Origin of the sequence: Corynebacterium sp. HMSC036E10, from assembly GCF_001836265.1 — a bacterium.
GTDB lineage: Bacteria > Actinomycetota > Actinomycetes > Mycobacteriales > Mycobacteriaceae > Corynebacterium > Corynebacterium coyleae.
Map to the genome: position 1 here is coordinate 38,016 of NZ_KV827925.1, position 12,813 is coordinate 50,828.

Annotated in this window: 9 protein-coding genes and 1 tRNA gene; 6 read left to right on the forward strand and 4 right to left on the reverse strand. The window is 54.9% G+C overall.

All coding sequences use genetic code 11. The features are described 5' to 3' along the window. Nucleotides 1–48: 48 nt before the first annotated feature. The gene (rpsA, locus tag HMPREF2736_RS00180) at nucleotides 49–1,512 is read right to left on the reverse strand and encodes a 30S ribosomal protein S1 (RefSeq protein ID WP_070422931.1); all 1,464 of its coding nucleotides are present in this window, start codon (nucleotides 1,510–1,512) and stop codon (nucleotides 49–51) included. A gap of 290 nt (nucleotides 1,513–1,802) precedes the next feature. Between rpsA and HMPREF2736_RS00185 the strand changes: the two genes are divergently transcribed. After that, nucleotides 1,803–3,035 carry a YkvI family membrane protein gene (locus HMPREF2736_RS00185; RefSeq protein ID WP_070449996.1) on the forward strand — a complete coding sequence of 411 codons (1,233 nt, stop codon included), beginning with the start codon at nucleotides 1,803–1,805 and terminating at the stop codon, nucleotides 3,033–3,035. A gap of 435 nt (nucleotides 3,036–3,470) precedes the next feature. On the opposite strand, the gene polA is transcribed toward HMPREF2736_RS00185, so the two are convergent. Next, nucleotides 3,471–6,074 carry a DNA polymerase I gene (polA, locus tag HMPREF2736_RS00190; RefSeq protein ID WP_070828618.1) on the reverse strand — a complete coding sequence of 868 codons (2,604 nt, stop codon included), beginning with the start codon at nucleotides 6,072–6,074 and terminating at the stop codon, nucleotides 3,471–3,473. Between the two features lie 152 nt (nucleotides 6,075–6,226). On the opposite strand from polA, the gene HMPREF2736_RS00195 reads away from it, so the two are divergent. After that, nucleotides 6,227–6,300 (forward strand) — tRNA-Leu (locus HMPREF2736_RS00195). Nucleotides 6,301–6,432: 132 nt separating this feature from the next. On the opposite strand, the gene HMPREF2736_RS11800 is transcribed toward HMPREF2736_RS00195, so the two are convergent. Both HMPREF2736_RS11800 and HMPREF2736_RS00205 read right to left on the reverse strand, forming a co-directional pair. Beyond that, entirely contained in the window at nucleotides 6,433–7,491 is a 1,059-nt protein-coding gene (locus HMPREF2736_RS11800; RefSeq protein ID WP_167617104.1) for a tyrosine-type recombinase/integrase, read from the reverse strand. Between the two features lie 4 nt (nucleotides 7,492–7,495). Further along, entirely contained in the window at nucleotides 7,496–7,879 is a 384-nt protein-coding gene (locus tag HMPREF2736_RS00205) for a hypothetical protein (protein WP_070828612.1), read from the reverse strand. A 480-nt stretch (nucleotides 7,880–8,359) separates the two neighbouring features. Between HMPREF2736_RS00205 and HMPREF2736_RS00210 the strand changes: the two genes are divergently transcribed. From HMPREF2736_RS00210 to HMPREF2736_RS12090, 4 genes are all read left to right on the forward strand, one after another. After that, nucleotides 8,360–8,581, forward strand: a complete 222-nt coding sequence (locus tag HMPREF2736_RS00210) for a hypothetical protein (protein WP_070828613.1) — start codon at nucleotides 8,360–8,362, stop codon at nucleotides 8,579–8,581. A gap of 144 nt (nucleotides 8,582–8,725) precedes the next feature. Next, nucleotides 8,726–8,896 carry a helix-turn-helix domain-containing protein gene (locus HMPREF2736_RS12840; protein WP_371326393.1) on the forward strand — a complete coding sequence of 57 codons (171 nt, stop codon included), beginning with the start codon at nucleotides 8,726–8,728 and terminating at the stop codon, nucleotides 8,894–8,896. A 240-nt stretch (nucleotides 8,897–9,136) separates the two neighbouring features. Further along, a complete protein-coding gene (locus HMPREF2736_RS00220) occupies nucleotides 9,137–10,891 on the forward strand; it encodes a DNA primase family protein (RefSeq protein WP_070828615.1) in 1,755 nt (584 codons plus the stop codon). A 241-nt stretch (nucleotides 10,892–11,132) separates the two neighbouring features. Next, a complete protein-coding gene (locus HMPREF2736_RS12090; protein ID WP_141761558.1) occupies nucleotides 11,133–12,296 on the forward strand; it encodes a hypothetical protein in 1,164 nt (387 codons plus the stop codon). The last annotated feature ends 517 nt before the right edge of the window (nucleotides 12,297–12,813 follow it).

Here is a 12,813-nt window from a genome sequence, read left to right on the forward strand (position 1 = left end):
TGACGCTGATTGCTTAAAGGCAATCCCTAAGCACGAACTCGTCGTGGCTTAGTTGCCAGCAAGCTTGTCGCGCAGAGCAGCGAGCTGCTCGTCGGAAGCCAGCGAGCCGATGTTCTCCTCAGCCTGGTCAGCTGCCGGAGCTGCAGCTGCAGACTCAGAGGAGTAATTGGCCTGATCGCCAGCCTGCTCTGCAGCCTCGGCTGCAGCGGCGCGGTGACGCTCGATCTGGGCAGCGTGTGCCTGGTGGCGACGCTCTGCCTCGGCGTAACGAGCCTCCCACTGCTGGCGAGCCTCGTCGTAGCCTTCCATCCACTCGTTGGTCTCCGGGTCGAAGCCCTCCGGGAAGATGTAGTTGCCCTGCTCGTCGTAGGAGTCGGCCATGCCGTAGCGAGACGGATCGAACTCTTCGACGAAGTCCTCGTCAGCCTGCTTGAGCGACAGGGAGATACGACGACGGTCCAGGTCGATGTCGATGACCTTGACCATGACCTCTTCGTTGACGTTGACAACCTGGTCCGGAACCTCGACGTGGCGCTGAGCCAGCTCGGAGATGTGGACGAGGCCCTCGATGCCCTCTTCGACGCGGACAAACGCACCGAACGGAACCAGCTTGGTGACCTTGCCCGGGACGATCTGGCCCACAGCGTGGGTGCGGGCGAAGACACGCCACGGATCCTCCTGTGTCGCCTTCAGCGACAGGGAGACGCGCTCGCGGTCGAGATCGACGTCGAGCACCTCGACAGTGACCTCGTCGCCAACAGCGACAACCTCAGACGGGTGGTCGATGTGCTTCCAGGACAGCTCGGAGACGTGGACGAGGCCGTCAACGCCGCCGAGGTCAACGAATGCACCGAAGTTGACGATGGAGGACACGACGCCCTTGCGGACCTGGCCCTTCTGCAGCTGGTGCAGGAAGTCGGAGCGGACCGCAGACTGGGTCTCCTCCAGGTAAGCGCGACGGGACAGGACCACGTTGTTGCGGTGCTTGTCCAGCTCGATGATCTTTGCCTCGAGCTCCTGGCCGATGTACGGATCCAGGTCGCGAACACGACGCATCTCGACCAGCGATGCCGGCAGGAAGCCGCGCAGGCCGATGTCGAGGATGAGGCCGCCCTTGACGACCTCGATGACGGTACCGGTAACCGGCTGGTCGTTGGCCTGCAGCTCCTCGATGGTGCCCCAAGCACGCTCGTACTGAGCACGCTTCTTGGACAGCATCAGGCGGCCTTCCTTGTCCTCCTTGGTCAGGACAAGCGCGTCGATCTCATCGCCGACCTCGACCACGTCCTCCGGGTCAACGTCGTGCTTGATGGAGAGCTCGCGGGTGAGGATGATGCCCTCGGTCTTGTAGCCGATGTCGAGCAGGACCTCGTCGTGGTCAACCTTGACCACGGTGCCGGTGACGATGTCACCGTCGTTGAAGTACTTGATGGTCTCGTCGACTGCGGCGAGGAATTCCTCAGGGCCACCGATGTCGTTGATGGCAACCTGGGGTGCGTTGGTAGTGCGCATAAGTAGTATGTGCTCCGAAAAAATAGGAGATCGTGATTGGACAGAAGCGTCTCTCTCAGCAGCGTAAGCGCCGAAACGCTCGCGGTTGCTGATCTCGCAGCGGGCTGGTCGCCACACCCTCCTATTACGATGGACGCCAAGCTCGCGCGTAGACACGCCCGCACGAGTTTAGACACTTTCCGCTGCTAGAGCAAATGATCTGGACCCCGGGCACTGCAACGCAGTTTATAAGCAAGGGACTACCATGACGTAAGTCCATAACTCTACAACTCAGAAAGTGTGTTCACCCTATGTGGAAACGCAGCCTTGCCGTCGCAGCATCGTTCGTCGGCATCGTCGTCGGAGCGGGTTTTGCCTCCGGCATGGAAGCACTCCAATACTTCGTCGCCTACGGCACCCAGGGCTTTTGGGGTGTAATCGTTGCTGGCGTGACCATGCTGCTAGCCGCCACCGCGTTTGTCACATTCGGGTCGTATTTCCTCGCCGACGAACACAATGAAGTCTTCTACAAGGTGGCATCGAAGCCTGCCGCGTTCCTCATGGACTGGTCTGCGGTTATCTGCATGTTCTCCGTTGGCTTCGTCATGTTTGCTGGCGCAGGCTCGAACCTGAACCAAGCATTCGACTGGCAGATTTGGGTGGGCGCGGTACTCATGCTTGCACTGATGCTTATCGTCGGCCGATTCGACGTTGACCGCGTCGCCTCTGTCATCGCTTGGGCAACTCCCCTGCTGGTGATCTTTGTGCTCATCGGCGCGATCTATTCGTTCACCCAGATCAGCGTCGACTGGTCTGAGGTGGATAACTTTGCGCGCAACGAAGTAAACCGCGCTGACGGCACCCCGTACTGGTTCTTGGGTGCACTCAACCACACGGGACTAAACGCCCTATGCGGTGTCTCGATGGCGATCGTGATGGCCGGTGATGAGTTTGACACTAAGAGCACGCGGATTGGCGGAGTCCTTGGTGGACTCATTTACGTGGCACTTCTTGCCCTTCTTGTAGCCGCGCTGCTCATGCAGGTCGAGGCAGTAAACGGCCACGACATGCCACTTTTGACCGTGCTGGATAACGTCCACCCAGTCCTGGGCTTCATCATGACCTGGGTGATCTTCCTCATGGTGTTCAACACCTGTTTGGGCATGTTCTACGCGCTGGCAAAGCGACTCACCAGAAAGAACCCAGAACGCTTCTACCCGGTCTATGCCATCGCCTGCATTGTCGGTTTTGGCCTTTCCTTCGCCGGCTTCCAGCCGCTCGTTTCCAACCTGTACCCGATCCTGGGCTACCTCGGCCTGTTCGTGATGACAGTGATGACCGTCGTCTACTTCCGCCACCGCACCCGCCTGAAAGAAGAAGGCGAGCGCCGCGCTCAAGCTGTTGAGGCCGCGCTTGACGACGACACCTCGGACGAGATTGAAGATCTCGCTGAAGACTCCAATCTCGAGGAGGATGAATTTAAAGAAGCAGTTGAAGACGCCGTCGAGGATGCCTCCGACGAGAAAACCGTCAGTGACGTGTAGGCCAATCAGGCCTCGCTAACACCCCAGCGGGGGTAGGTGTCGGGGGTAGAATTTTGGCACTTACCCCCACGTAACTAAAGGATCCAAAAAGCCGTTCACCTGTCCACATAAGCTGCGACTTATTAGACATTCCGTCACATGCTTAACAGTTACTGTGTATTGCTTGTGCGCCCGCTCAGTAGCAATTAAGGTTTTACCTGGTTCTTGAGGAATAGCCCCAGAACAGAGTGAAATCTAAGCACTGCCTGAGGCTCGGTACCTAATCGAGAACCCCGCCGCTAGGTGGTAACAAAATAGAAAGAGGAAATGGCCTGGGGGGTTGGGCCACGTCGGGGGATACGGTAACTGGGGACGCCGTACTCGAGGCGGGCATCAGATGAAGTTTGCGTGCTTCACGTGATGCCCGCCTCGTGCTTTCCCGAAACGTACTCGCGGCTAGTGCGCCGCCTCTTCCCAGTTTGCGCCAGTACCTGCAGACACCTCTAGCGGGACGAGGAGTTCGATTGCCTTGTCCATTTCGCGCTCCACGATCGCTTGGACGGCGTCTAGCTCGCCCGGGGCAACCTCGAGCACCAACTCATCGTGCACCTGCAGGAGGACACGTGATGCGTAGTCGCGCAAGGCGTCGTCGACACGAAGCATCGCAACCTTGATGATGTCCGCAGCAGTGCCCTGGATCGGGGCGTTCAGCGCCGCACGCTCGGCGTTCTCCCGCGCGATTCGGTTGTCACTTGTGAGTTCCGGCAAGTAGCGGCGGCGACCGAACACCGTCGAGGTGTAGCCGTCGCGACGCGCCTGCTCGACGACCTCATCAAGGTAGCGCTTTACCCCGCCGAATCGTTCGAAGTAGTTCTCCATAATGCCCTTCGCCTCACCGGCAGAGATCGACAACTGTTGCGACAGGCCGTAGGCAGACAAGCCGTAGACGAGGCCGTAGGACATTGCCTTGACCCGGCGACGTAGCTCTGGCGTGACCTGATCGATCGGAACATCAAACACGCGGGAGCCAACGAAGTTGTGCAGGTCCTCCCCCGCCCGGTACGCCTCGATCAGGCCCTCGTCTTGGCTGAGGTGCGCCATCACACGCATCTCAATCTGCGAGTAGTCGGCGGTAAGCAGGCATTCGTAGCCCTCGCCAACTACAAATGCAGAGCGGATCTTGCGCCCGGCCTCAGTACGCACCGGAATGTTCTGCAGGTTCGGCTCCGCCGAGCTGAGACGCCCCGTCGAGGCCACAGTCTGATTAAACGTGGTGTGGATCCGGCCATCCGGCTGCACCGTCTTAATCAAGCCTTCCACCGTGGACTTCATCTTCTGGTGCTCACGGTGCGCGAGCAGATAATCGAGGAACGGGTGCGGATTCTTCTCTGCGAGTGCTTCGATCTCAGCCGCAGCAGTCGAGTAGCCCGTTTTCGTCTTCTTCGTCTTCGGCAGCGCAAGCTTGTCAAAGAGCACGACAGAGAGCTGCTTCGGGCTAGATAGGTTCAGGTCCGGCTCGTCGACCAGCTGACGCGCCTGCTCTTCGACCTGCTCAACCTTGTGCGTCAGGTCCTTGCGCAGCCCCTCCAGAACGTCCAGATCAACGGCGATGCCAATGTGCTCCATTTCCGCGAGCACCGTGACCAGTGGCAGTTCGAGGTCCGCGTACAACTCGTAGGAGTTGATCTCGCGCAGGTCCTTGGACAACTCTGCGGCAAGCTCCAGAATCGCCGCAGCCGCATCCACGTCGCCCGAATCATCCAGCAAGCTCAGCTGATCAGAGCTGGTGCTGAGCTGGCGCTGCAGGTGACGCTGGTACACATCCTCGAGCGCATACGTGCGCTGGCCGGGACGCAGCAGATACGCCGCGATCGCAGTGTCGTGTGCGATACCGCGCAACTCGATGCCACGGCCACGCAGCATGTGATAGGCAGCCTTGGCTTCGTGCAGGAACTTCGGGTCATCCGACTCGAGCCAGGTCTTCAGCGCCTTGTCCTCATCAGCCGACAGATCGGCGGCAAGTTTCGCAATGCCGTGGCGCTGCTTATCGACGATAGCCAGCGCCGTCAGATCACCCGATCCAGGCGTCGCGTTACCGGAAAGGTACAGGGCAAGGCCTTGACCTTCATGAGACTTCAGCCAGGTGTCCAGAGACTCGTTATCAACCGTCACGTCAGCCAGCTCCACCGTCTCAGGTTCGGGTGCGCTGCGATCGGTCGGTACCGCGGCGAGCACGCGTTCGCGCAGATTCACGCCGAACTCGAGGTCGTCGAAACGCGCCGCAACCTGGGCGACATCGGCTGGTTTGAGTTCGAGATCACCCGGCGCCACGGGCAGTTCCACATCGGTGACCATTGCGGTGAGTTCGCGGTTCAATCGCACCTGGTCAATGCGTTCGCGGAAGTTGTTGGCTGCTTGCCCCTTCAACTCATCCGCATGCTCGATAAGCCCCTCGAGCGTGCCGTACTGCGTAATCCACTTGGTGGCGGTCTTCTCCCCCACTTTCGGCACATTCGGCAGGTTGTCTGACGGGTCGCCACGCAGGGCCGCGAAGTCCGGGTACTGCTCAGCCGTCAGGCCATATTTCTTCTCCACCTCCGCCGGGTTAAAGCGCGTCATCGTGGACACGCCACGCATTGGGTACAGGAGGGTCGTAGTGTCGTCCACAAGCTGGATGTAGTCGCGATCACCACTGACCAGAACAATCTCGTAGTCACCATCTGCACGAGCCTGGGTCACAAGCGTGGCGACGATATCGTCCGCCTCAAAGTTCTCCTTGCTCAAGGTCACAATGCCGAGATCCCCCAGCACGTCCTCAATCAGCGGAACCTGGCCTTTAAACTCAGGTGGAGTAGCCTCACGCTGCGCCTTGTACTCCGGGAAACGCTCCGTACGGAACGTCTTTCGGCCCACGTCGAACGCGACGGCAGCGTGCGTCGGCTTTTCGTCGGAAAGAATATTGGCAAACATGGACAAGAATCCGTACACCGCATTCGTGTGCTGCCCACCCGACGTGGAGAAGTTCTCCGCAGGCAACGCATAGAACGCGCGGAAGGCCATCGAGTGGCCGTCGATCAACAGCAAACGCTTGGATTTTTCCGATGTTGTAGTCACGGTCAGCCAGTCTAGCGGGCGCCACGACACGACCTTCCGCACCTAATCAACCTGCGATTTCACACATCGGGGTGAACTGCGATACACTTTCGCGCGTCGCCCCAGTAGCCCAATTGGCAGAGGCAACGGATTCAAAACCCGTCCAGTGTGAGTTCGAGTCTCACCTGGGGCACAAAATATTACCCCCTCGCGACCGGCAACAACGAGGTCAGAGGGAGGAATAGATCAAAAATAGTAGATAGAAAACCGCAAATAGAGCACTCTTGACACTGCTGGTGCCGTACAAGTGCCGTATGCGGCGCTTCTAGAGGATTGAATCCATCGCCGTAGTCAGCGCGTCAAGATCGCTATCAAACAGCTCCGTGTAGTGGTCTAGGGTCATCGAAATGTTCTTATGCCCCACTTGACGCGAGATTACTGAGATAGGTGCCCCCACACTTACCATCAAAGAAACAGCCGTGTGACGAAGATCATGGGAAGTGACATGAGGGAAATCATCGTCTACAGCCCGGATGCGTGCCACAGCGCAACCGAGCCAGGACTTAGGGCCCTCAGGTCGTTTTAACGGCTCCTGGGTTCCCTTTTTGGTAAACAGGAAGTCCGTCTTTTTCTTCCCCTTACATAGTTCCTTCAGCTCCTCATCGAGTTTCGATGAGAAAGCGATCACTCGCCTCGACCCCTCAGTCTTCAATGCTTCTTTAACATGAACGGCATTACCAACAGTGACCGCCTGTCGCTTAATACTGATGCGGTGGCGCGCAAAATCGATGTCACCAACTTGGAGCCCAGCAACCTCACCAAAACGCATGCCGGTAGTTGCCTGAAGCCTAATTAGCTGCTTCTTATCGCCATTCGCCTCATCTATCAGCATTTCAAGCTGTTCAAGGCTCATGTAGACTTTCTCTCCGCGCCGCACTTTAGGCAGCTGCACTCCGTTGCAGGGGTTGCTCGACAGACAGTTTTCGAGAACAGCGAGTTTTAGAGCCCCGGAGAATATTCCATGAATGGTTCGTACAGTCTTTGGCGCAAGTTCATCTGCTAAGTCGTTCACCCAATCTTGAACATCGCGTCGCGTTACCTCACCGACAGGTACATGCTCCCAGCGCGGTTTGATTCTGTTTTTTAAGTATTGCTCATAGGAATACCTAGAAGAAACAGCAAGGTTGTGTCGCCGATCCTGCATGTATCGCTCAAGGAATTCACCCACGGGAATGCGACGAGACCTAGAGTTAATCCAGGTCCCTTGGTTTTTTGAGTGCTGCAATTCAGCTATGAAAGCATTCGCTTGGGCTTGTGTTTTAAAAACTCGGGTACGCCCTTTGCCTTCCTCGCGAAAATCCACACGCCATTTCCCGTTAGGCATCTTCCTAGCCTTCATCTTCGGATTCCAGCCTCTCCAGCATGTCCTTGAATACAAGCTCTCGCATACGCCGCGTCACGTGGGTATACGCCTCGTCTGGATCTGGGCGAACCATGTGGGCCCTGGCCTCTTGGATCGCCTTATGGTCGATGAATTCATAGTCATACAGGACAATTACGGGATTTAGCTCTAAGGCTTCCGAAATCATTAGCAAATCGCCAGCAGTCCAACCTTCTTTAATCAGCGTCTGCGCGCGCCCTAAGGACATTTTGATAGCGTCCGCGAGATTTTGAGCTGTAGGGCGACCTTCCTCCCCTTTGAGGGACTCCACATAGTCCCGAATATCCGGGTACTCAGGGTTTTGGTGCCGAATCAGTCCTTTTCGGGCCATTTCTGGGTCTCCTTTTGGCTGGAAATTGCTTAATGTGACTAAAGTCACATTCTAACCGGGAGGTCTCATAACACTATTTATAACCTGCCCATATGCACGATTATATTACCATATAAACATGCCACATTGCAAACATTTAGCGGTATATAACTTTTATTAGTTCAGAAAGTTCTCTTTGTTCTATTTTTTATGTACAATAATGTGCAGTCCCCAAAGGGCGGAGACACTAACCCGAAAGGAAGGACATCATGACCAACACTCAGAACTACAACAATCCAGCCCTCGCTGAAGCAGCCAAGAAAATCGGTACTCTCTTCGACATTGATTTCGTAACGTTCGAAGGCAAGACCTACCTCACAGAAATTAATGCAGATAACTACTGGGGGTACGCAGGGCTCCCATACACTGACGCACAGCAAGCAGTCTCTAACTTGATCCTCATCCTCGAAAAAGGCGAGATCGAAGAATTCGATTACGTCGATGGGTTCCTCCCCGACCTTTTTGGAAACCCTGACCCCTCTCCTAGAAGAAAAGTCCGAGGAAGAAATCGAAGAGGCAATAGATCAAGCATTTCTCCGCCAGGATCTAGAAGGCTTCCTCCGCTTCCACTCCATCAGGGAAATGCTCGAAGAGGTCGAAGAATCAGCCGAGAAATTCCTCAAAGAGGAAATCGCAGAAAGATTCGACTACTTCATCGAATAGTACCCCCCTCAAATAGCCCTATCCGTTAAAGCGGGCAGCAGGGTGCAAACCCCCGCTAGGGCACCAGGCTCAACACGGAGCCGAGTAAACCGAAAGGTCAAAACAATGTCAATTCTAGAAACGCTAAATCTAGACCCACAGAAAATGCTAACCACCTCCGAAGCCGCGGATCTGACTGGCATGAACCCAATGACAATCCGACGAGCAATCACAGATGGCACCATCCACGCGTTCACCCCACCAAGCGGAAAAAAGTATATTTTCCAGGCAAAAGAACTTGAGAATCTCCTTATCCCAGTACGGCCAGCCGCTTAGCCCACTAAGAAAACAAAGGAAAGCCGATTCATTATGCATTCGCCAAAGAACGTCATCCACAGCGTCACCGTTTACGAGTTTATTGACGATAACGGAGACCTCGGACTCGCTGTCTTGCCTGAAGGCAACCCCTCCATGATGCAAATGGTCGCACTACTCGAAATGGGAAAACTAGAAATCGCACACAACCGAACCCTGAAAACCATTCGGGGATCCATATAGAAAGAAAGAAGAAGTTTTATGACCAAAACACGCAGGAAAGGAAACACAGCTAAGCCAAGTCAATTCCTTCGCACAACCAAACCCGAACAAATCCTGCCCGAAGACCGAGCTGCCAGTGCCGATGAATACTTCAGCTTCGACCGGTCACGAATCAATGACATCACCGTCTACAGCGACGAAGCCACCGTTGCCGACGTTGTAGCTAGAGCCATTTCACCAAAAGTTCGCTACGTCCACGATATGGCAACATGGTTCGAATTCGGAGATAACAAGGCTTGGCACGCCTCAAAGGATGCCGGCCACAGAGCAACCGCAAGCCTTCTACACCCGACAGTGGATGAAGCGGGGGAACGAATTCTCTCTCCAATCATCACCTACAAACCCGATGAACTGACGGCAGACGACAAAAAAATACTCTGGGAAACGTGTCTCAAGGACATCACTCGTTTCCGTGCTGTCGAAATCGATGGAGAGTTCGAGATCTGGGACGACCTAACCGGCAAACGTTATGTCCATGTCAATGTAACTAACCCTTTTAACACCAGCCGGGCACTCAATAACATTGTTCAGCTGGCCTCGCTAAAATCAGCAGCTCGAAGTGAAACAGCTGATTTCGACTGCCACCCGGAAATCCTTGCCGCTCGACGCTGGTACTACAACCTGGACACCGCAAAATTTGAGAAACCAGATTCGACAAAGCTTGTAACCCGCTCCATCCCACACGACATCGACCCGCCACAAGCCTCTGATTACCGGGGATCAAGATTTCAACGATTCCTCCGAGAGGTCATCCCCGACGATGAAACTCGTGAATGGTTCCAACGAGTCATCGGAAGCACCCTATGGGGGCGAGTCCTTGAGCACATCATCCTTGTACTTCTCGGGAAAGGTCGGAACGGAAAATCTGTACTGCTCGAAGCCATCAAATATGTACTAGGCGACAACGCGATCACCCTGGCGCGCTCCATCATGGAGTCCGGTACTTCCAAACACCCAACCGAACTGATGGATCTCATGGGTGTGCGCCTAGCAATCCTCTCTGAGACCGAGCAAGGCCAGAAGTTTCCTTCCTCACTTCTAAAGACACTTTCGGGCGGCGACACTATCAAGGCACGAGCTCTTTACAAAGATTTTGTCGAGTTCGAGCCGACCCATAGCCTGCTGCTCGCAACAAATTTCCCACCAAATGTGGACCCAGGTGAAACTGCATTGTGGAGCAGGCTCACCATGGTGCCCTTCACTGAGAAGTTCGTCAAAGAGGCCGATGCGAAAGAAGGCGACCGCATCGCCGACCCGAACCTCACACAAACCCTGCGGACACAGGAAGAAGTAAAAGCGATTCTGTATTGGCTCCTGGAAGGCGCGAGGAAATACAAGGACGAAGGACTTGGCCCCACACCGCCACAGATCCTACAAGCAACCCGAACCGCACAGCAGGAATCCAACCTCTGTAGCTTCTTCGCTCAAGAATGCTTCACAGTTGACCCCGAAAACGGCAAAGAAGTCAGGGCGCAAACTGTTTTCTCGATGTGGGAAGCATTCAAGGAAAAGCAAGGTGCACTGCAGTATCTCAAGCCTTCAACGGTGCGCGACGCCTACATGATCGCTGATGAGATCGGGTGTGAATATTTGAAGAATAACGGTGGGGCTGCTCCCGCGAGACTCGTCGGTATCAACCTCACCGCCAACGGACGAGAGTTCGTTAACTCCTTCGTCGGCCCCGTCCCCTGGGCACAGGAGATCCAGTCCATTTTCAACTCACCCCAGGCCTGATCTCACCAAAAACCGGAAGGGCCTAGCTCTCACTGCCCGATCTAATTCTAGTCGTGGCAGTGCACGGCTTAAACACTTTCAAAAATGTTATCTCTCCGCCCTCTCCGCCCATTCCGGTCAAAAATTCAAAAAGTTTTTTAAAGGGATCCTTAACCAACCGATAGCCGAGAAGCAAAACACTTTTTAAGAACTTGGCAGGAATGGGCGGAGAGGGCGGAACAACAGACAAGGAAATTTCAACATGAAAAACACACAAATAACTATGCCGCGAGATATTCAAGAGATGCTCGCTTATTCAGGCGAAGATGATGCGTTGCTCGCATACCAGGCAGCAGTGGATCTGATTGATGCCGGAATCCCCGTTGGTTTCCCACCGCACGATGGGAAGTGGAGTGGCCACGCACTGACGTCTTATGAAGCTATGCGTCGGGGCCATCCACTGGAACGTAGGTTCAAAATTTCGATGTATAAGCCTTTCAGCTCCGTGGAAACAACAGCCGGAGTCTACTCGGCGATACGTGAGGATCTTGCTCTCCAACACCCGGAAAACCCTGCACCTACCCCTGTCATTCCTTTGGGAGAAAGTGGCGTTATCGCGGTGTGTGTGGAAGGCGATGAAGCCGCTAAACGGTGGAAGCAGCTTGCCCCGTTTCTTGGTATGGCTGATGAGAAACCTTCATTGCGTTGGGTCTACGGAGACAGTCGTCGATACTATTATTTGCTTTCACTTGCCCCTGGTTTTGATATCAGTGCATTGAGTCGAACGGGAATGTTGTGGGGTGACGAAACGGGTGGAATTTTCCTGATGCTTAATGATTGTTGCATCCCGGTTCCTTATACCCATCCGAGTGAGATTGGTGGGCGTGAATCAGTCGCTGTGCGCGGTGGTACTGTGGTCTCTCCAAGCCCAGTTTCGAAGCAGCTTTCTTATCTACTCGCCACTGCGGCAGTTGATGAGGATCGATGCAGAGGCCTGCAGTATTCAATTGGAAAAATGTTGGCGGGCACGTTGGATTCAGGGTCGAATGGGCCAGCTCGAAGAGCATGGGTCAAGACTGTTTCATGGGAACAGATTCTTGGGCGCGCAGGGTATGAACTGTGTGATGAATTGTTCGCGTCTCCGTGTTCTGATGGTTGCCGTTTATGGCGTCACACGGTTACTGGTTTAGTTGTGTTCGCACATGGTCCGTACTGTCTTGAATCGTTGCGGCAGGGTCTTTGTTTGGAAGCTGCAGCAGGTCGAATCCCTCCTGAGTTCCGTTCGATTCGCAGGGCGTGGCATGAGCCGAAATCTAACGTGTTGTTAGGTATGGACACTATTAGTTTTAGTGCTCACGAGGTGGTAACAGCTCTCTTCTACGGGGGTGACTGGTTCCGCTTTTATAAGGGAACTGGCATTGGGTGACGGGTGTTTTCGCTTCCTCCACAGCACCCTCCAGCATGGCGCTCAACCTGTTGGAGGGTGCTCCCTTTAGACCCCGTTATATTCCGCATTTTCCTCCCTTTTTGCCGCAACGTGGAGTTTTGGCTAGCCGGGTTAGAAGCTTCGGAGGTGTATGTGTTTTCAGACTGTCGAGCAGGGAAAATAACACCCTTTTGCGTGACGGTCAGCTTCTGAGGTGCTTGTTTTTCATCCGGTCGCTCCTCTGATTCGTCTTCCGCTTTGGTTTCTCGAGCGGTGTATTGGGACTCCTACATGCCATCCTCCGGGCAGGTTTCCGAGGCTTTTTCTCTGGCTTCATCTCGATGATCCTCCGGAGCTTTTTACGGAAAACGGATTTTGAGCCGATTCGCGAAAAACACAAGGGCGGTGCTTTGTAAATTCAGTTGATGATGCGTTGTTGCATTTGGTGGACATGAGCGCAAGCGTCGTGTGGACAGGTTTCCTGAGAGTGTCCGATTGTTTGTGTGCGGGGGCTTGG